General features: G+C 75.3%; 16 protein-coding genes. All 16 read left to right on the top strand.

Going from position 1 to position 19,955, the window contains the following annotated elements; genetic code table 11:
• Positions 1-17: 17 nt before the first annotated feature.
• The 16 genes from argJ to tyrS all read left to right on the top strand — a co-directional run bounded on the left by argJ (position 18) and on the right by tyrS (position 19,367).
• A complete protein-coding gene (gene argJ, locus D459_RS0121760) occupies positions 18-1,169 on the top strand; it encodes a bifunctional glutamate N-acetyltransferase/amino-acid acetyltransferase ArgJ (RefSeq protein ID WP_017595123.1) in 1,152 nt (383 codons plus the stop codon).
• Positions 1,166-2,080, top strand: coding sequence for an acetylglutamate kinase (gene argB / locus D459_RS0121755; protein WP_017595122.1), 915 nt, complete (start codon positions 1,166-1,168; stop codon positions 2,078-2,080). The genes argJ and argB overlap by 4 nt, the downstream gene beginning before the upstream one ends.
• A complete protein-coding gene (locus D459_RS0121750; protein ID WP_017595121.1) occupies positions 2,077-3,288 on the top strand; it encodes an acetylornithine transaminase in 1,212 nt (403 codons plus the stop codon). Before argB ends, D459_RS0121750 begins: the two co-directional genes overlap by 4 nt.
• Positions 3,285-4,235, top strand: a complete 951-nt coding sequence (gene argF / locus D459_RS0121745) for an ornithine carbamoyltransferase (protein WP_017595120.1) — start codon at positions 3,285-3,287, stop codon at positions 4,233-4,235. Before D459_RS0121750 ends, argF begins: the two co-directional genes overlap by 4 nt.
• Entirely contained in the window at positions 4,232-4,765 is a 534-nt protein-coding gene (locus tag D459_RS0121740) for an arginine repressor (RefSeq protein WP_017595119.1), read from the top strand. The genes argF and D459_RS0121740 overlap by 4 nt, the downstream gene beginning before the upstream one ends.
• A 71-nt stretch (positions 4,766-4,836) precedes the next feature.
• Positions 4,837-6,264 carry an argininosuccinate lyase gene (gene argH, locus D459_RS0121735; RefSeq protein WP_026120638.1) on the top strand — a complete coding sequence of 476 codons (1,428 nt, stop codon included), beginning with the start codon at positions 4,837-4,839 and terminating at the stop codon, positions 6,262-6,264.
• A gap of 299 nt (positions 6,265-6,563) precedes the next feature.
• On the top strand, positions 6,564-8,729 hold the full coding sequence (locus D459_RS0121730) for a sensor histidine kinase (protein WP_017595117.1): 2,166 nt from the start codon (positions 6,564-6,566) through the stop codon (positions 8,727-8,729).
• Positions 8,730-9,173 carry a roadblock/LC7 domain-containing protein gene (locus tag D459_RS0121725; RefSeq protein ID WP_017595116.1) on the top strand — a complete coding sequence of 148 codons (444 nt, stop codon included), beginning with the start codon at positions 8,730-8,732 and terminating at the stop codon, positions 9,171-9,173.
• Positions 9,170-9,541 carry a DUF742 domain-containing protein gene (locus D459_RS0121720; protein WP_017595115.1) on the top strand — a complete coding sequence of 124 codons (372 nt, stop codon included), beginning with the start codon at positions 9,170-9,172 and terminating at the stop codon, positions 9,539-9,541. Before D459_RS0121725 ends, D459_RS0121720 begins: the two co-directional genes overlap by 4 nt.
• Complete coding sequence (locus D459_RS0121715) at positions 9,522-10,124, top strand: GTP-binding protein (RefSeq protein WP_026120637.1); 603 nt, start codon at positions 9,522-9,524, stop codon at positions 10,122-10,124. Before D459_RS0121720 ends, D459_RS0121715 begins: the two co-directional genes overlap by 20 nt.
• Before the next feature lie 328 nt (positions 10,125-10,452).
• On the top strand, positions 10,453-11,202 hold the full coding sequence (locus D459_RS0121710; RefSeq protein ID WP_017595113.1) for a sirohydrochlorin chelatase: 750 nt from the start codon (positions 10,453-10,455) through the stop codon (positions 11,200-11,202).
• A gap of 249 nt (positions 11,203-11,451) precedes the next feature.
• Positions 11,452-13,431 (top strand): sensor histidine kinase, encoded by a 1,980-nt coding sequence (locus D459_RS0121705; RefSeq protein ID WP_017595112.1) that lies wholly within the window; start codon positions 11,452-11,454, stop codon positions 13,429-13,431.
• A 104-nt stretch (positions 13,432-13,535) separates the two neighbouring features.
• Positions 13,536-13,904 (top strand): DUF742 domain-containing protein, encoded by a 369-nt coding sequence (locus D459_RS0121700; protein WP_017595111.1) that lies wholly within the window; start codon positions 13,536-13,538, stop codon positions 13,902-13,904.
• Between the two features lie 1,722 nt (positions 13,905-15,626).
• On the top strand, positions 15,627-15,980 hold the full coding sequence (locus D459_RS33820; protein ID WP_017595110.1) for a hypothetical protein: 354 nt from the start codon (positions 15,627-15,629) through the stop codon (positions 15,978-15,980).
• Positions 15,981-16,033: 53 nt separating this feature from the next.
• Entirely contained in the window at positions 16,034-17,248 is a 1,215-nt protein-coding gene (gene lhgO / locus D459_RS0121690; protein ID WP_017595109.1) for an L-2-hydroxyglutarate oxidase, read from the top strand.
• Positions 17,249-18,068: 820 nt separating this feature from the next.
• Positions 18,069-19,367 (top strand): tyrosine--tRNA ligase, encoded by a 1,299-nt coding sequence (gene tyrS / locus D459_RS0121685; RefSeq protein WP_017595108.1) that lies wholly within the window; start codon positions 18,069-18,071, stop codon positions 19,365-19,367.
• Positions 19,368-19,955: the final 588 nt, after the last annotated feature.

Raw genomic sequence — 19,955 nt, 5'->3', positions numbered from 1 at the left:
GCCCGAAAGGCCCCACCGTGAGCGTCACCGCACCCCGCGGTTTCCGTGCCGCCGGCGTCGCCGCCGGCATCAAGTCCGAGGACGCCAGGGACGTCGCCGTCGTCATCAACGACGGCCCGTCCCGCGCCGCCGCCGCCGTCTTCACCCGCAACCGGGTCAAGGCCGCCCCGGTGCTCTGGTCCGAGCAGGTCGCCAAGGGCGGCCGGGTCCGCGCCGTACTGCTCAACTCCGGCGGTGCCAACGCCTGCACCGGCGCCCCCGGCTTCGCCGACGCGCACACCACCGCCGAGCGCACCGCCGACGCCCTGGGCGACTCCGCCGCCGAGATCCTGGTCTGCTCCACCGGCCTGATCGGCGAGCGGCTGCCCATGCCCGAACTGCTCTCCGGGGTGGACACCGCCGTCGCCGCGGCCGCCCGGGACGGCGGCCTGGACGCCGCCGACGCGATCCGCACCACCGACACCGTCGCCAAGATCTCCTTCCGCCGCGGCGACGGCTACACCATCGGCGGCATGGCCAAGGGAGCCGGCATGCTCGCCCCCGCCCTGGCCACCATGCTCGCCGTGGTCACCACCGACGCCGACCTCACCGCCGACCAGTGCGACCGGCTGCTCCGCGCCGCCACCGCCGCCTCCTTCGACCGGATCGACGCCGACGGCTGCATGTCCACCAACGACACCGTGGTGCTGATGGCCTCCGGCGCCTCCGGGACCGCCCCCGACGAGCAGGCGTTCGCCGCCCTGCTCGCCGAGGTCTGCGACGACCTCGCCCGGCAGATGGTCGCCGACGCCGAAGGCGCCACCAAGTCCATCGCCATCGAGGTGATCCGCGCCGCCGACGAGGACGACGCCCTGGAGGCGGCCCGCGCGGTGGCCCGCAACAACCTCTTCAAATGCGCGATGTACGGGGAGGACCCCAACTGGGGCCGGGTGCTCGCCGCGGTCGGCACCACCTCGGCCGCCTTCGAACCGGACCAGCTCGACGTCGCCATCAACGGCGTGTGGGTGTGCCGCAAGGGCGGCGTCGGCGAGGACCGCTCCCGGGTCGACCTCACCGGCCGGGACGTCACCGTCACCGTCGACCTGTCCGCCGGCGGCGCCTCGGCCACCGTGTGGACCACCGACCTCACCAACGAATACGTCCACGAGAACTCGGCGTACTCCTCATGAACTCCCGCAAGCAGGCCATGGACAAGGCCGACACCCTGATCGAGGCGCTCCCCTGGATGAGCCGCTTCCACGGGCGCACCGTCGTGGTCAAGTACGGCGGCAACGCCATGACCGACCCCGAGCTGCAGGACCGCTTCGCCGAGACCGTCGTCTTCCTCCGCTATGCCGGGCTCCGCCCGGTCGTGGTGCACGGCGGCGGCCCGCAGATCAAGGCCCACCTGGAGCGGGTCGGCCTGGAGAGCCGGTTCGCCGGCGGGCTCCGGGTCACCGACGAGGCCACCATGGACATCGTCCGGATGGTCCTGGTCGGCCAGGTCAACCGGGACATCGTCGGCCGGATCAACCGGCACGGCCCGTTCGCCGTCGGCATCTCCGGCGAGGACGCCCGGCTGATGACCGCCGAGCGCAAACCCGCCATGGTCGACGGCGAACCGGTCGACATCGGCCTGGTCGGCGAGGTCGTCGACGTCGACGCCGGGGTGGTCGCCACCCTGCTCGACGACGGCCGCATCCCGGTCGTCTCCAGCATCGCCCGCGCCCAGGGCGACGGCGAGACCGTGTACAACGTCAACGCCGACACCGCGGCGGCGGCACTGGCGGTCGGGCTGGAGGCGAGCAAGCTCATCATGCTCACCGACATCGAGGGCCTCTACGCCGACTACCCGGCCTGCGAGGAGCTGATCAGCAGACTCACCGCCTCCGAACTGGAGGCGCTCCTCCCGGAGCTCGCCTCGGGCATGGTCCCCAAGATGGAGGCCTGCCTGCGCGCCGTGCGCGGCGGCGTCCCCCAGGCGCACGTCCTCGACGGCCGCACCCCCAACTCCATGCTCCTGGAGGTCTTCACCAACGACGGCGTCGGCACCATGGTCGTCGCCGAAACGGACCGGCCCCTCGGAGGCATCCCGGCATGACCACCGACAGAACCCCCGGGCCCGCGACCCGGGCCCTGCAGGCCCGCTTCGAAGCGGCCCTGATGCCCAACTACGGGGTGCCGCCCCTGGCGCTGGCCCGCGGCAAGGGCAGCAGGGTCACCGACGCCGACGGCCGCGAGTACCTCGACCTGATCGCCGGCATCGCCGTCTCCGCCCTCGGCCACGGCCACCCGGCGCTGGCCGAGGCCGTCGCCGAGCAGGCCGCGGCGCTCGCCCACACCTCCAACCTGTTCCTGCACGAGCGCGAGGTCGAACTGGCCGAGCGGCTCCAGGCGCTGCTCGGCGACACCGCCGCCCGGGTCTTCCTGGCCAACTCCGGCACCGAGGCCAACGAGGCCGCGATCAAACTGGCCAAGCGCGCCGCCGGCCCCGGCCGCCCGGTCTTCGTCGCCACCGAGAACGGCTTCCACGGCCGCAGCGCCGGCGCCCTCGCGCTCACCGGCAAGGCCGCCATCCGCGAACCGTTCGGCCCGTTCGGCACCGAGGTGCGGTTCGTCCCGCACGGCGACGCCGACGCGCTGGCCGCCGCGGTCGACGAGACCGTCGCCGCGGTCATCGTGGAGCCCGCCCAGGGCGAGGCCGGCGTGGTCACCCCGCCCGCCGGCTACCTGGCCCGGGTCCGGGAGATCTGCGACGCCGCCGGCGCCGCGTTCGTGCTGGACGAGATCCAGAGCGGCATCGGCCGCACCGGCCACTGGTTCGCCCACCAGGCCGAAGGCGTCCGCCCCGACATCCTCACCCTGGCCAAGGGGCTGGGCGGCGGGCTGCCCATCGGCGCCTGCGTCGGCTTCGGCCGCCACGCCTCCGCCTTCGCCAAGGGCGACCACGGCTCCACCTTCGGCGGCAACCCGGTCGCCGCCGCCGCGGCCCTGGCGGTGCTCGACACCATCGAGGCCGACGGCCTGCTGGAGAACGCCGCCGCCACCGGCGCGCTGCTCGCCGACGGTGTCCGCGCCGCGGACCACCCGCTGATCACCGGCGTGCGCGGCACCGGGCTGTGGCTCGGCATCGCGCTCGCCTCCGACTCCGCCCCCGCCGTGCAGGCCGCGGCCGCCCGGCACGGCTTCCTGGTGAACGCCGTCGCCCCGGACACCGTCCGGCTCGCCCCTCCGCTCATCCTCACCGCAGCCGAAGCCCGGGAGTTCACCGGCGCGCTGCCCGCCATCCTCGACGAGGTGACCGCATGACCCCGACCGTCCGGCACTTCCTCCGCGACGACGACCTGACCCCCGCCGAGCAGGCGAAGGTCCTCGACCTGGCCGACGCCCTCAAGCAGGACCGGTTCTCCCGGCGCCCGCTGGAGGGCCCGGAGACCGTCGCCGTCATCTTCGACAAGGCCTCCACCCGCACCCGGGTCTCGTTCGCGGTGGGCATCGCCGACCTCGGCGGCCAGCCCCTGGTGATCGACGCCCAGAGCAGCCAGATGGGCCGCGGCGAACCCGTCGCCGACACCGCCCGGGTGCTGGAGCGCCAGGTCGCCGCGATCGTGTGGCGCACCTTCGCCCAGGAGGGCCTGGAGGAGATGGCCCGGCACAGCTCGGTGCCGGTGGTCAACGCCCTCTCCGACACCTACCACCCCTGCCAGATCCTCGCCGACCTGCAGACCGTGCGCGAGCGCAGGGGCCGCACCCAGGGCCTCGTCCTCGCCTACTTCGGCGACGGCGCCAACAACATGGCCCACTCCTACCTGCTCGGCGGCGCCACCGCCGGCATGCACGTGCGGATCGCCGCACCGGAGGGCTACCGGCCCGACCCCGGGGTGCTCGCCCGCGCCGAGGCGATCGCCGCCGAGACCGGCGGGTCGGCCACCGTGCTCGGCTCCGCGGACGAGGCCGCCGCAGGCGCCGACGTGCTCGCCACCGACGCCTGGACCTCGATGGGCCAGGAGGCCGAGGCCGCCGACCGGGTCGCCCCCTTCCTGGGCTTCGCGGTCGACGACGCCCGGCTGGCCCTCGCCGCCGACGACGCGGTCGTACTGCACTGCCTGCCCGCCTACCGGGGCCAGGAGATCACCGCCTCGGTCCTGGACGGCCCGGCCGGCGCGGTCTGGGACGAGGCGGAGAACCGCAGGCACGCGCAGAAGGCCCTGCTCTGCTTCCTGCTGGACGCGGCCCGGGAGGAGAGGCGCCGATGACCTCCGAGGGCGCCCTCTCGGCCCCGATGACCAAGGCCGCGCGGCACGCCCGGATCACCGAGGTGCTGACCCGCAACGACGTCCGCTCCCAGGGCGAGCTGGCCCGGCTGCTCGCCGACGCCGGCGTGCAGGTCGCCCAGGCCACCCTCTCCCGGGACCTGGACGAGCTCGGCGCGGTGAAGCTGCGCACCCCGGACGGCGACCTCATCTACCGGCTGCCCGGCGAGGGCGGCGAGCGGCTGCAGCGGGCCGGCGGCGGCGGGCTGGACCTGGGCGCCTCGGCCGGCTCCCGGCTCACCCGGATCGCCGAGGAGCTGCTGGTCTCGGCGGAGGCCTCGGCCAACATGGTGGTGGTCCGCACCCCGCCCGGGGCGGCCCAGTACCTGGCCTCGGCGATCGACCACACCGACTTCCCGGCCATCCTCGGCACCATCGCCGGCGACGACACCATCCTGGTGGTCTCCCGCGACCCCCAGGGCGGCGAGGAGCTCGCCGCGGCGCTGCTCCGGCTGGCCGACCGCAGGACCTGACCGGCGCCCGCGGCCGCCGGAACCCGAACCCCCCGAACAAGACGGCACACGACAGCAAAGGAACCCCGACCGTGAGCAACCCAGAGGTGACCCGGCTTTGGGGAGGCCGCTTCGCCGGCGGACCCTCCGACGCGCTCGCCGCGCTCTCCCTGAGCACTCACTTCGACTGGCGGCTGGCCCGGCACGACATCGCCGGCTCCAGGGCGCACGCCCGGGTGCTGCGCTCCGCCGGGCTGCTCACCGCCGACGAGCTGGAGGCCATGCTCGCGGGCCTGGACCGGCTGGAGGCCGACGTCGCCTCCGGCGACTTCACCCCCGTCCTGGAGGACGAGGACGTGCACACCGCGCTGGAGCGCGGCTTCATCGAGCGCGTCGGCCCCGAGCTGGGCGGGCGGCTGCGCGCCGGCCGCTCCCGCAACGACCAGATCGCCACCCTGGTCCGGATGTACCTGCGCGAGGAGGCCCGCGGCATCGCCGGCGAGCTGCTCGACCTGGTCTCCGCCCTGGCCGACCAGGCCGAGGCCAACGCCGCGGTGGCCATGCCCGGCCGCACCCACCTGCAGCACGCCCAGCCGGTGCTGCTCGCCCACCACCTGCTCGCGCACGCCTGGCCGCTGCTGCGCGACGTGGAGCGGCTGCGCGACTGGGACCGGCGCGCCGCGGTGTCGCCCTACGGCTCCGGCGCGCTGGCCGGCTCCTCCCTCGGCCTGGACCCCGAGGCGGTCGCCGCCGACCTCGGCTTCCCGGCCTCCGCGGAGAACTCCATCGACGGCACCGCCGCCCGCGACGTGGTCGCCGAGTTCGGCTTCGCCGCCGCGATGACCGGGGTGGACCTGTCCCGGATCTCCGAGGAGATCATCCTCTGGGCCACCAAGGAGTTCTCCTTCGTCACCCTGGACGACGCCTACTCCACCGGGTCGTCGATCATGCCGCAGAAGAAGAACCCCGACATCGCCGAACTGGCCCGGGGCAAGTCCGGCCGGCTCATCGGCGACCTGGCCGGGCTGCTCACCACGCTCAAGGGGCTGCCGCTGGCCTACAACCGGGACCTGCAGGAGGACAAGGAACCGGTGTTCGACGCGGTGGACACCCTGCACCTGCTGCTGCCCGCGTTCACCGGCATGGTCGCCACCCTGTGGTTCAACGGCGAGCGGATGGCCGAGCTGGCCCCGCAGGGCTTCTCGCTCGCCACCGACATCGCCGAGTGGCTGGTCCGGCAGCGGGTGCCGTTCCGCGAGGCGCACGAGATCGCCGGCGCCTGCGTCCGGGTCTGCGAGGAGCGCGGCATCGACCTGCCGGACCTCTCCGACGCCGACCTCGCGGCCGTCTCCGAGCACCTCACCCCGCAGGTGCGCGAGGTGCTCACGGTGGAGGGCTCGATGGCCTCCCGGTCCGCCAAGGGCGGCACCGCGCCGGCCCGCGTCGGCGAGCAGCTGGCCCGGGTCCGCACCCTGGCCGCCGGCTACCGGAAGGACTTCGCCGAGGCCGCCCCGCGGTAGCGCCCCGGAGCCTCCCCGAACACGCACCGGGCCCCGGCGGGCCGGTGCGGACCGCGCGGTCCGCACCGGCCCGCCGGGGCCCTTTCCGCGGCTGCGCCGCCGCGCCGCGCCGACCGGGCCCGCCCGCAGGTCCGCCCCCGGGCGGCGCGCACCGCCGCGGCCGCGGTCAACACCGGGAAAACCCCCTCCGGCCCCCTCCGGATGCGGTAGCGTCCAGAATTCGCGGGCACTGCGGGTCGCGACCCCTTCACTCAGGGTCAAACGGGCCGGTGGGCGGCCCGCAGGGGGAGGGGAGGCAGATGAGGGAGCCGGACGGAGCCCGGCGGGGGATCAGGGCGCAGCTCAACCGGATCGTGCTGATCCCCGGCGCCACGTTCCTGGCGCTGTTCGCCATGCTCGCCGCCGTCACCCTCACCCAGGCGGCCTCCAGGTACCTCGACTACCGCGGCGGGCGCGAAGGGGTCTACCTGGTCCAGGCCCTCACCGAGCTGCAGACCGAGCGCCGGCTGGCCGCCGAGCAGACCGCCGACCCCTCCGACGGGGCGCTGAGCGGCCTGCGCACCCAGGCGGAGAGGACCGACACCGCCATCGCCGCCCTGGAGGCCGCCGGCGACCGGCTGCGCACCTCCGGGACGGCCGCCTCGGCCTTCCGCACCGAACTGGGCCGGCTGGACGGGCTGCGCGCCCGGGTCGCCGCCGGCGACACCGGCCTGGACGCGGTCCTGGACGGCTACGGCGCGGTGGTCCGGCAGGGCATCGGCGCCTACGACGCGCTGACCCGCACCCTGCACCACGGCCCCGCCGCCGCGGCCGGCTCCGACGCGGTCGCCCTGATGCGCGCCCAGGAGCTGTTCGCCGAGGCCGACGCCCGGCTCTCCGCCGACCCCGGCGCCCGGACCCGCCCGGCCGCGCTGATCTCCGCCGCCCGCCTCCGGCTGGAGGAGGCCGCCCAGGTGCTCACCGGCCGGGCCGCCCGCACCCACGCCGAGCTCACCGGCTCCGCCGCCTGGGACCGTTCGGAGAACCCCTCGGTCGAGGACTGGCGGGACAGCGCCGACCGGGTCGGCGCGGGCCTGGCCGAGCTGAGCACCATCCGGGCCGACGAGGCCGCCTCGCTGGCCCGCACCGCCGCCGTCCGGATGGCCTGGCTGGCCGTCGGCGGCGCCGCGCTCTCGCTGTTCGCCGGGGCCCTGGCCTACGGCGCCGCGTCCCGCTCCGCGGGCCGGCTCACCGCCCGGCTGGCCCGGCTGCGCGCGGAGACCCTGGAGCTGGCCCGCACCGGCCTGCCCCGGGTGGTCGAGCGGCTGGAGCGCGGCGAGCAGGTCGACCCGGACACCGCGGTCCGCCCGCTGGACCACGGCGGCGACGAGGTCGGGCAGGTCGCCGACGCGTTCAACACCGCCCAGCGCACCGCGGTGCGCGCCGCGGTCCGCCAGGCCGACATGCGGGCCGGGGTGAACCGGGTCTTCCTCGGCATCGCCCACCGCAACCAGTCGCTGGTCCAGCGCCAGCTGCGGCTGCTGGACCGGCTGGAGCGCGAGGAGGAGGACCCCGACCTCCTGGACGGCCTCTTCAAGCTGGACCACCTCGCCACCCGGGGCCGGCGCAACGCGGAGAACCTGGTCATCCTCGCCGGCGGGCAGCCCGGCCGCCGCTGGCACGACCCCATCCCGCTGGTCGACGTGGTGCGCGGCGCCATCTCCGAGACCGAGGAGTACGCCCGGATCGAGCTGTGCGCCGTCCCCGACCTCGCGCTCTCCGGGGCCGTCGTCGCCGACGTCATCCACCTCCTCGCCGAACTGGTGGAGAACGCCACCGCCTTCTCCCCGCCGCACACCGCGGTGCAGGTCCGCAGCGAGGCGGTGCCCAAGGGCGTCGCGGTCGAGGTGGAGGACCGCGGCCTGGGCATGTCCGCGGGCGCCCTGGACCGGGCCAACGCGACGCTGCGCGAGGCCCCGGAGTTCGACGTCATGGCGTTCGACCAGGACCTCAGGCTCGGCCTGTTCGTGGTCGCGCGGCTGGCCGCCCGGCACGGGGTGCGGGTCCAGCTCCGCCCCTCGCCCTACGGCGGGACGCGCGCGGTGGTCCTGCTCCCCGCGGCGCTGATCGCCCGGAACGAGCCCGCCCCGCCCGCGTCCGAGCGTCCCCGGGAGGAGCCGCCCGCGGCCCCGGCGCCGCTGAGCCGGACCCGGGCGGAGGAGCCGCCCCGGCCGCAGCGGGCCGCAGAGGACGGGGAGGGGCGCCCGGCGCTGCCCAAGCGCCGGCGGCAGGCGGGGCTGGACCCCCGGCTGCGCACCGAGCCCGCCGCAGGGGAGGGCGGCGCGGAACCGCCCACGCCGGAGCAGAGCCGGCAGGTGATGAGCGCGTTCCAGAGCGGGACCAGGCGCGGGCGCCGGGCCGGGGGCGAGCCCCCGGAGGGGGAACCGGTGCCGGTGGGAGAGCACACGGGAGAGGGCAGCGAATAGATGGTGTACGACGGCAGTGACGCAGCGGGGGACCTCAACTGGCTCCTGGACGACCTCACCGACCGGGCCGTGGGGGCCGAGCACGCGATCGTGCTCTCCTCCGACGGCCTGCTCATCGGGCGCTCGCACGGGCTGGGCACCGAGGACGCCGAGCACCTGGCGGCGGTCGCCTCCGCCTTCCAGAGCCTGGCCCGGGGCACCGGGCGCCAGTTCGGCGGCGGCGCGGTGCGCCAGACCGTGGTGGAGATGGAGCAGGCGTTCCTGTTCGTCACCGCGGCGGGGGAGGGGGCCTGCCTGGCCGTGCTCGCCGCGGGCGACGCCGACGTCGGCCTGGTCGCCTACGAGATGAACATGCGGGTCCGCAGGGTCGGCCGGTTCCTCACCTCCGCGCCGCGCTTCCCCCGGGCCGAGGCGGGGACGCTCCCGGTCGGCGGGGGCTCGTGAGGGGCGGGACGGGGGTCCGGGCCGACCCGGCCGGCCCGCTGGTGCGCCCGTACGCGGTGACGCGCGGGCGCACCCGCCCCGGCCCCGGGGCGGGGCTGGACATGATCAGCGTCGTGGTGGCGGTCCGGGACCGCGCCGGCGGCGCGGTGCGCCAGCCCGAGCACGCCCGGATCCTGCGCATCTGCCGGAGGCCGGTCTCGGTGGCCGAGCTCGCCGCCCGGCTGGACCTCCCCATCACCGTGGTCAAGGTGCTCGTGGGCGACCTCATCGCCGGAGGCGACGTGGCCGCCCGCGCCCCGCTGCCCGCGGCAGACCTACCCGAAAGCAACCTACTCCAGGCGGTCCTCGATGGCATCAGACGGCTCTGAACCGGACACCCGCGAACGACCCGACATCCCCGTCGCGCTGAAGATCCTCGTGGCGGGCGGCTTCGGGGCGGGCAAGACCACGCTGGTCGGCTCGGTCAGCGAGATCACCCCGCTCAGCACCGAGGAGGTGATGACCGAGGCCGGGGCGGGCGTGGACGACACGGCCGGGGTGGAGGACAAGAGCACCACCACCGTGGCGCTGGACTTCGGCCGGATCACCATCGCCGACGAGGTCGTGCTCTACCTCTTCGGCACCCCCGGCCAGGACCGGTTCTGGTTCCTCTGGGACGAGCTCGCCGAGGGGGCGCTGGGCGCGGTGGTGGTCGCCGACACCCGCCGGCTGGACAGCTGCTTCCCCGCGGTGGACTTCTTCGAGCGGCGCCGGATCCCGTTCGCGCTGGCGGTCAACCGCTTCGACGGCGCCTCCCGGTACTCCGCCGAAGAGGTGCGCGAAGCCGTCGACCTGGGGCCGGACGTCCCGGTGGTGCCGGGCGACGCCCGGCTCCGGGAGTCCGGCAAGGAGGTGCTGGTGGCACTGGTCGAGCACGTGATCCGGCGACGCAGCCCGGCGATGAGCGGGTGACCGGTAGCATGGCCCGTGCGGCGGCCAGCCCCCGCATGCCAGTGGTCTGCCGGACGGATTCCCCGGCGGCGGCGCGTCCCCCCGCGTGTTCGTTCGGAAATCGGAATCCGTTCGAGAGCAAGATCATCGCACACGAGTCGTTAGCATTTTGCACGTGAATCCTGACAGTACGCATAATCCGGACCGACTCCCCCCTCGCGACCTCCCGCGCCGGCGCTCCGGACGGCACCGCAACCCCCTCTCCTTCGACAGCTGGATCGGCACCCCTGAGCTGGTCCTCGCCGTTCCCGGAGGCCGGAGCGGCGCCGCCGAGGAGATCGGCGACCAGATGGTCGGCCTGCTCCGCTCCTACCGCCCCGAGGTGGGCATCCGCCACGGCCTCGCCGGGGCCGAGGGCGACGGCGGCCTGGCCGCGGCCCTGGACGGCCTGGAGGCCAAGGAGGGCCGGGCCCTGGCCGGCGTCGTCGTCCCGCTGGTGACCGGCCCGCACGCGGCCACCGCCCGGGCGATCGAGGAGGCCGTCGCCGCCTCCGGCGCCGACGTCCGGGTCACCGAAGGGCTCGGCCCGCACCCGATGCTCGCCGAGGTGCTCCACCTGCGGCTGGCCGAAGCGGGCTTCGTCCGCGCCGACCGGATGCGGCTGATCAGCGTGGTCGCCCCGAGCACCAGCATGGCCGACGGGGTCATCGTCGGCTCCTCGGGCGGCGCCGAGGCCGCCGCGGCCGCCGGCGTCACCGCGGTGCTGCTCGCCGCGCGGCTGGGCATCACCGTGCTCCCCGCCGACCTCGACGACGACGCCGCGCTCAACGCCGCCGTCGGCCAGCTCCGCGAAGCGGGCTGCACCCGCCCGGTGATCGCGCCGTGCGTGGTCGGGCCGGAACTCCCCGAGGGGCGCCTGGAGGAGCTCGCCGAGCGGCACTCCGCCCGGACCAGCGCCCCGCTGGGCGCAGGCGGCACCCTGGCGAAGATCGCCGCGCTGCGCTACGCGGAGATCCTCAACGCCCTGGGCGTGGAGACCCCGCCCAGCGTCGACGACCTGCCCGCCCCGGTGGGCTCCCGGCACCGCCCGGAGAGCTGACCGGTCCTCCCGAGACCGGCCGACGCGCCCCTGAGCGGACCGCCCCCGCACGGTCCGCCCAGGGGCGCCGTCGCCTCCGAACCCCCCGCACAGCACGGGATGTAACCGTTCCGACACTGAGCGCAGCGATCTTCCGGTAGCCTCGGACCCCTCTACGGCGTGCCACTGGATGAGGGGGAGCCGATGGCCGCGACGTCGAGCAGTGCGCCCGCAGCGCGTCCGAAGACGATCCGCGGGCAGCTCACCCGAATGGTCCTCATTCCCGGTGTCAGCTTCCTGGTCCTGTGGACCCTCATGACCGCCGCGGGGGCGGTCCAGGCGGTGGAGACCGCCCGCGCCGTCCAGCAGGGGCGGACCGGGACCGCCGCCTTCGACGCCCTCGGCGACGACCTGCGCGAGGAGCGCAGGCTCGGCCAGATCCTGCTCGGCGACCCCGGCGCCGAACGCGTCGGCGAGCGCTTCACCGAGCAGCGCGCCGCCACCGACGCCTCGCTGCGCGCCGCGGCCGGCGCCGCCGCCGCGCTCACCGGCGACCCGGACCGGGAGACCCGGCGGGCCGCGGCCGGCCTCTCCGGCGAGGACGGCGGCGCCTCGCGCACCCTGGACCGGCTGCGCGCCGAGGCCGACGGCGGCGACGGCGACCGCGCCGAGGTCCTGGACGGCTACTCCGAGATCCTCACCGACGTGCAGGTGCTCCGCTCCGCCCTGCTGCGCGCCGCCGCCGACGCCACCGAGGCCGGCCCGGCCCGGGACCTGGAGGACGCCCGCGAGGAGTACTCCCGGGCCGAGGCGCTGCTCGCCGGGGCCATCGCCGCCGGCGCCATGGACTACCAGGACACCTCGCACTTCACCTACCTCACCGCCTCCTACCGGGACACCCTGCAGCGCGTCGCCCCGGACCTGCGCGGCGAGGTCCGCGCCGACTACGAGGAGATGACCGCCGGACGGGACTGGGCGCGCACCGAGCGGCTCAGCCGCAGCGTCGTCACCCGGCCTCCCGTCACCGAACCGGAGTTCCCCGGCGACCCCGCGGTCTGGAACGACGAGATCGGCGTCGCGGCCGGGGAGTGGAAGCAGGCCGCCGGCGCCGCCGGGACCGCCTTCGACGCGCTCACCGAGTCCCAGCTGGAGCACGCCTACGCCGCCGCGTGGAACAGCGCGCTGCGGCTGATCGGGCTGAGCGCGGGCGGCGCCCTGCTCACCCTGGCGGCAGGGACCGCGGCGATCGTGGTCGCGGTCCGCTCCGCCCGCCGGCTCACCGGGCGGCTGCGCCGGCTGCGCGCCGAGACCCTGGCGCTATCCGACACCCGCCTGCCCGAGCTGGTCGAGCGCGCGCAGAGCGGCCGCAAGGTCGACGTCGGCGCCGAACTGCCCCGGCTGGACCACGGCGAGGACGAGATCGGCGAGGTCGCCGACGCCTTCGACACCGCCCAGCGGACCGCGGTGGGCGCCGCGGTCAAGCAGGCCGAGATCCGGGAGGGCGCGAACCGGGCCTTCCTCGGCATCGCCTACCGCAACCAGGCCATCGTCCAGCGGCAGCTGCGGCTGCTCGACGAGATCGAGTACGCCGAGGACGACCCGGAGACCCTGAAGAAGCTCTTCCGCCTGGACCACCTGGCCACCCGGGCCCGCCGCTACGCCGACAACCTGATCATCCTCGGCGGGGCGCAGGGCGCCCGCCGCTGGCGCGACCCCATGCCCATGGTGGACGTGCTGCGCGCCGCGATCTCCGAGACCGAGGACTACGAGCGGGTCCGGCTCACCTCCGCCCCCGGGGCGCTGCTGCGCGGCGCGGCCGTCGCCGACGTCGTGCACCTCCTCGCCGAACTGGTGGAGAACGCCGCGCAGTTCTCGCCCGCGGGCACCCCGGTGGACGTGCACTGCGGCTCGGTCTCCGGCGGCCTCGCGGTCGACGTGGAGGACCGCGGCCTGGGCATGACCGCCGAGGGCCACGCCGAAGCCGAGCGCACCCTGGCCGAGGCGCCGGAGTTCGACGTGATGGCGCTGATCGACGAGCCGCGCCTGGGCCTGTTCGTGGTCGCCCGGCTCGCCGCCCGGCACGGCATCGCGGTCCGGCTCAGCCCCTCGCCCTACGGCGGCACCCGGGCCACCGCCCTGATCCCCACCGACCTGCTGGAGACCCAGTCCGACGGAAGGCCCGCCCCACCCGCGGCGGTCGCCGCAGGCGGAGCAGGCGGAACGGCGGCCGAGGGCGGTGCCCGCGGATGACCGGTGGAGAAAGCAGAAGCGGCAGCGGCAGAGAAGACAGAGACGGCAGAGGCCGCGGAAACGGCAGAAACGGCAGAGTCGGCAGAGACGACGGCGCGGACGGGATGGTCGACGCCGGGCCGCTGGTCCGCCCGTTCGCCCTGCGCGCGGGGAGCCCGGCGGCCGCCCCCGCCGGGCGTCCCCGGCGCGGCGGCGTCCCCGACGTCCTGGCCGCGGTGCGCACCGCCGACCTCGGCGACGCCGACCGGGAGCCCGCCCCCGAGATCGTGGCGATCCTGCGGGCCTGCACGGCACCGCGCCGGGTCGCCGACCTCGCCGCCGACCTGGGCATGCCGCTCAACCTGCTCCGCCACCTGACCGGCGAGCTCATCGCCGAGGGACGCCTGCTCCCGGAGCACCCCTGTGGCCCCCCGCGCCCGGAGCGCGGCACCGACATCCTCACCCGCGTCCTGGAGGGCCTGCGCTCCCTATGAGCCCGGCCACCGCCAGGACGCCCAGAACCGCCACCCCGCCGACCGGACGGCCCCGACGACGGCACAGGCAGGGACAGGGCAGGGACAGGGCAGAGGTGGTCGCCCGGGCGCGGCATCCCACGGGGCGGGGGTTCAAGCAGGCGGCGAGGGCGGGAGGGCGTGCCGGTCGGTCGGGTGCGGCACCTCGCGGAGCGAGGGTCAAGACGGGCGGCGACGGCAGCGGTAGGGGCGGGGCGAGGGGTGGTCGCCCGGGCGCGGCATCCCACGGGGCGGGGGCTCAAGCTGGCGGCGATGGCGGCGGTGGGGACCGGCTGGTCGGTCAGGCGCGGCGCCCCACGGAGCGAAGGCTCAGGCCGGCGGCGACGGCAGCGGTAGGGGCGGGGCGGAGGCGGTCGCCCGGGCGTCGGGCCCCACGGGGCGGGGGGTCAAGCAGGCGGCGAGGGCGGCAGGGGACCGGCTGGTCGGTCTGGCGCGGCAGAGGGGTGGGGGCGGTCGGGGCGGGTCTGGGTGGCGGGTTCGCCGTGCCCGCGTCGCCCGGGCGCCGGAGTCGGCCGCCCTTGAAACCGCTTCACCTCCCTGCCCTGGGTGATTGCGCAGGGTGATGGCGGGGTGGGGCGCCCTGCGCACCGCGAGAGCACCCCGGTGATTCCCGGGCGCGCATCCCGGCCCGGATCGGCCCCGGGAGGCCCGGATCGCCTCGATCGGGCCGGTGTTCGGGGGTTCGAGTCGCCCGGAAGACCGGGATGAAGGGGGCCGGAACCCTGGAAGAGCAGGGGTGGGGGTGAGATGTCGCTTTTGTTCTCCCGGGAGGGCCCGCCTTGACCACTCTGGGTAATCGACGAAGGGGCGGTGGGGTCCTCGAGGTTCACTACTCGCTGGTAGATGTAATCGGGGTGCTCTCGCGGTGCGCAGGGCGCCTCCACCCTCGCCCGATCCCCGCTGCGAACCAGGCATATAGGGATAAGGCCCCCAGGTGGGCCGGGGCAAGTGGGCCTGCCCCCTTCACCGGAGCACCGCCTCCCCCCTCGCCGGGAGCACGCGCCGGGCCCGGCCGGTGAACGCGGCGCCCACCCCGCTCCCGCCCTCGCCGCCGGCCTGAACCCCGACCCCGTGGGGCCCGGTACCCGGGCGACCACCTCCGCCCCGCCCCCACCTCCGCCGTCGCCGCCCGTCTTGACCTTCGCCTCGCGGGGTGCCGCGCCCGACCGACCGGCCGGTGCTCCTCCCCGCCTTCGCTGCTCGCTTTAAGCCCAACCCCGTGGGTGCCGCGCCCGGGCGACCACCTGCGCCCCGCCCCTACCGCTGCCGTCGCCGCTGGCCTGAACCCCGACCCCGCGAGACGCCGCGCTCGGGTGGCCGGCTGCGTCCCGCTCCTACCGCTGCCGTCGCTGCTTGCTTGGACCTTCGCTCCGTGAGGCGCCGCGCTCGGGTGATCGCCTTCGCCCTGGCCCCTGCCTGTGCCGTTGCCGCCTGCTTGGACCTTCACCTTGTGGGGTGCCGCGCCCGACCGGCTGACCGACCGGCACGCCCCCTCTCACCCCTCTCCGACGCGGTGCCCTTCCCGAGGCGGTGCCCGACCCGACCACGGGTGCGTGCGGCGGTCCGCCCTCCGGTCTTCGCGGTTGCCGGGAAGGCGCGCCGGCCGCCAGGATCGGGGCCGGGCGGAAGGGCCCGCCGGCGTCCTTCCCGTCGACCGCTCGGCCGGCCCTGAACGGAGGTGACGTGCGCACGAGAACCGCGATCGGCGCGGCGGTCCTGGCGACCCTGGCCGCCGGTGTTCCGCTCGGCGCGGCGGCGGCCGACGTCCCGCTGCACACCGAGGTCGTCCACCGGGAGCAGCAGGGCGAGGGCGAACTCCTCCTGGTCCGGCACCTGACGCTCGGCGGGACCCGGTACGAGCTGCGCCTGGGCCGCGAGCCGGACGTGTACTTCCACCCGGTGCGCATCCCGGCGGCCCTCCCCGACGACCCGCCGCGCATCACCGGCACGGACTGGGACGAGGACGGCGTCGAGATCCGCTTCGACTCCGGGCACACCGTCGCCGTCCCCGCCGACGCCTACCTGGGCGGGCGCTGAGCCTGGGCGGGCGCTGATTCGGGTGGAACCGGCCCTTGCTAGCGTGGTCCGCCGTGAGCAGCGACCACATCGGCATCATCGGCGGCGGAATCGTCGGGCTGGCCCTGGCGCGGTGGATCACCCGGGAGCGGCCCGGGGCACGGGTCACCGTGCTGGAGAAGGAGGACCGGGTCGCCGCGCACCAGACCGGCCGGAACAGCGGCGTGGTCCACGCCGGCCTGTACTACCGGCCGGGGTCGCTCAAGGCGGAGCTCTGCCGCCGCGGCATGCTCCTGCTCCGCGAGTACTGCGCCGAGCGCGACCTGCCCTACCAGGAGGTCGGCAAGGTCCTGGTGGCCCGGGACGCCGACGACGCCGAGCGCCTGGACCGGATCGAGCGGACCGCCCGGGAGAACGGCGTCCCCGGGGTGCGCCGGCTCGGCCCCGAAGGGCTCCGCGAGATCGAACCGCACGCCGAGGGCGTCGAGGCGCTGCACTCCCCGCACACCGCCATCACCGACTTCATCGCGGTCGCCGAGTCGCTCGCCGACGACGTGCGCCGCTCCGGCGGGCGGGTCCGGCTCGGCGCCCCGGTCATCGCGCTCCGCCAGGGCGTCGGCGGCGCCGAGGTGCTCACCGGGGATCCGGCGGGGGAGCGGACCCGGCACCGCTTCGACACCGTCGTGATCTGCGCCGGACTCCAGGCCGACCGGCTGGCCAGGATGGCCGGGGCGGGGGCCGACCCCCGGATCGTGCCGTTCCGCGGCCTCTACCACGAGCTCGTCCCCGAGCGCCGGGACCTGGTCCGCGGCCTGGTCTACCCGGTGCCGGACCCGCGCTACCCCTTCCTCGGGGTGCACCTCACCCGGCATGTGCACGGCGAGGTGATGGCCGGCCCCAACGCGATCCTGGCCGCCGCCCGCGAGGGCTACCGGCTCCGCGATGTGGCCCGCCGGGACCTGGCCGAAACCCTGTCCTGGCCCGGCTTCTGGCGGCTGGCCCGCGAGCACTGGGCGGTCGGCGCCCGGGAGGTCGCGGTGTCCGCCTCGGCCGCGGTGTTCGCCCGGGAGGCCTCCCGGCTGGTCCCCGGCATCACCGCGGCCGACCTCCGCCCCGCTCCCGCAGGCATCCGCGCCCAGGCGCTGGCCCGGGACGGATCGCTGCTCGACGACTTCGCCATCGACGTGCACGGCAGGTTCGTCTGCGTGCGCAACGCCCCCTCCCCGGCGGCCACGTCCTCCCTGGCCATCGCGGAGTACCTGGGGGAGAAGACGCTCGCGGCGCGCTGAACGCCGCGCCTTCCCGCTCCGCTCCGCCGGACGCGCGGCCGCCTGCTCGGCGGCGCCCCATCGGCCCCGCCGGCTCCCGGCCGCCGCCCGGTGGATGCGCAGAGTCAGATCGTGCGTGACCGGCATCGGACCGGCGGGGACATGGCCGGCGGGCGGCGGGCCGGGGCGGCAGGGGGGTCGGTGCTCTCCCGGAGCGGACACGCGGCCGTGCGCGCCGCACCCGTCCTTTCCCTGCTGAACAGGACGGACAGGCCCGGGACCGCCGCATGTCGGCAGCGATAGGGGGAACCGGAGCCGGACACGGGCGGCCCCGGGGGTCTTTCGGACGGTGATCGCCCGGGAGCCAGGGACCATGATCACCGACTACGGACCGTATGAGTGCGCTGTGAGGTGTGACGCCGGTCACAGGTCGACCGGTGCCGCGGACACCGCGGCCGCTGGACCGGTCGCGGGAAGCCGACCGGACACTCCGCTCCATTCGGTGATCGCCCTGGTCATGTCCGGGAAAAGCGGTATACCGCCGCTTCGCGGCGAAGTGCGGGGCGGGATTACGGCGCGCCGGCCGTCCCGGTGGGCGGATCGCGAGAATCCTTACGGGACAGAGGAATCCGCACGATCGGACCGATTAGCGGAGTCCGAAAACCGGGCCCGCATCCCCGCCGAAAAACAGGGGCGGGCCGGGTGCCGGCCCCCGCCGGCGTCCGGCGGAGGGGAAACCGGTTGCGGAGCTCTCCTGAGCAGCGGATAGCGTAGACGGCACCAGGTGTAATCCGGCGGCCCGAACCGGCCGCCGGCCGACGAGACACGACGGAAGAACACAGTGACCGACATCATCGACGAACTCGAATGGCGCGGCCTCCTCGCGCAGACCACCGACCTTGACGAACTTCGCAAGGCGCTCGCCGATGGCCCGGTCACCCTCTATTGCGGCTTCGACCCCACCGCGGGAAGCCTGCACGTCGGACACCTCACCCAGATCCTGACGCTGGCGCGCTTCCAGCGGGCGGGGCACCGCCCCATCGCCCTGGTGGGCGGCGGCACCGGCCTCATCGGCGACCCCAAGCCCAACTCCGAGCGGAGCCTCAACTCCGAGGACACCGTCGCGGAGTGGGTCGGCCGGCTCGGCCGGCAGCTCGCCCCCTTCCTCCGCTTCACCCCGGAGGGGGAGGCCCCGGCCCCCACGGACGCGATCATGGCGAACAACGCCGACTGGCTCCGCTCCATGTCGGCGATCGAGATGTTCCGGGACGTGGGCAAGCACTTCAGCCTGAACCAGATGCTCCAGCGTGAGACGGTGCGCAGCCGCCTCGACGGCGAGGGCATGAGCTACACCGAGTTCAGCTACGTGCTGCTGCAGTCCTACGACTTCGTCCGCCTCTACCGGGACCACGGCTGCACCCTGCAGACCGGCGGCAGCGACCAGTGGGGCAACATCACCGCGGGGCTGGAGCTCATCCGCCGGATGGACGCCAACGTCCCGCACGGCCCCGCGCACGCGCTCACCACCAACCTGCTGACCAAGAGCGACGGCACCAAGTTCGGCAAGACGGAGAGCGGCGCGGTCTGGCTGGACCCGGAGTTCACCACGCCGTACGCCTTCTACCAGTTCTGGTTCAACACCGACGACCGCGACGTCGTCCGCTACCTCAAGGTGTTCAGCTTCCGCACCCGCGAGGAGATCGACGAACTGGCCCGGCTGACCGAGGAGCGCCCCGCCGCGCGCGCCGCCCAGCGCGCCCTGGCGGAGGAGCTCACCACTCTGGTCCACGGCGAGGAGGAGTGCCGCAAGGTCATCGACGCGAGCCGCGCCCTGTTCGGCCAGGCAGACCTGGACGCCCTGGACGCCGCCACGCTCGGCGCGGCGCTCGCCGAGGTGCCCCGGACCGAGCTGCCCGCCCTGGGCGACGGGGTCCTGGTGGTCGACCTGCTCGCCGAGACCGGGCTGGTGCCGAGCAAGTCCGCCGCGCGCCGCGCGGTCCAGGACGGCGGCGCCTACCTCAACAACACCAAGGTCACCGACCTGGAGGCGAAGGCGACCGAGGCCGATCTGCTGCACGGCCGCTTCCTGGTGGTGCGCCGGGGCAAGCGGAACGTCGGCGGCGTCGACGTCGCCGGCTGATCCCGAGCCGCCGGAACGGCCCCGGTGCCCGCGGTATCCCCGCGGGCACCGGGGCCGCCGCCGTTCAGGGGCACCGGACCGGGGGCACCGGACCGGGGAGTACCGCGGACGAACCCGGGAAAAAGCGGCCGGAGGGGCGTTTAGCCCAGGGGGCCGCCGGGGAGGTAATCCGCTGCAACCACATACGACCTACCGCGAAACCGGTGACCCCGCCCCGCTCCGGGGAGCCCGAGGACCCGGTTCGCGAGCCGAAGCCCCTCCCTCCGGGAGACTCCCCGGAGGGTGGTTTGACGACCTTCGGCGCGGCACCTATAGTTGACGAGTCGCTGCGGGACGGCGGCCCTCCGGGGCCGGAACCGGACCGCATCCCTTCCAAGACCGAACGGTCGGAGCACTGTCTCCGCACTGTTAGTCTGTTCCAGCGGTTCTCCGACCGCCCGGAATCATGCGAGGGCGACTTACCGCGGACTTCCCGGAAATGCCGATTAGGCGCCTCCGAGAAAAGCGTGGTAACTTAGGAGAAACAAAGCGGAAAGCGCCGCCTCTAGCGGAAGAGCGACCGGCCAGGGAATCTGGCGGGACGGCTCG

This window comes from Nocardiopsis potens DSM 45234 (assembly GCF_000341105.1).
Lineage (GTDB): Bacteria > Actinomycetota > Actinomycetes > Streptosporangiales > Streptosporangiaceae > Nocardiopsis_A > Nocardiopsis_A potens.
The sequence above is the reverse complement of the archived record's forward strand: the minus strand, read 5'-3'. Positions and strand labels throughout refer to the sequence as shown.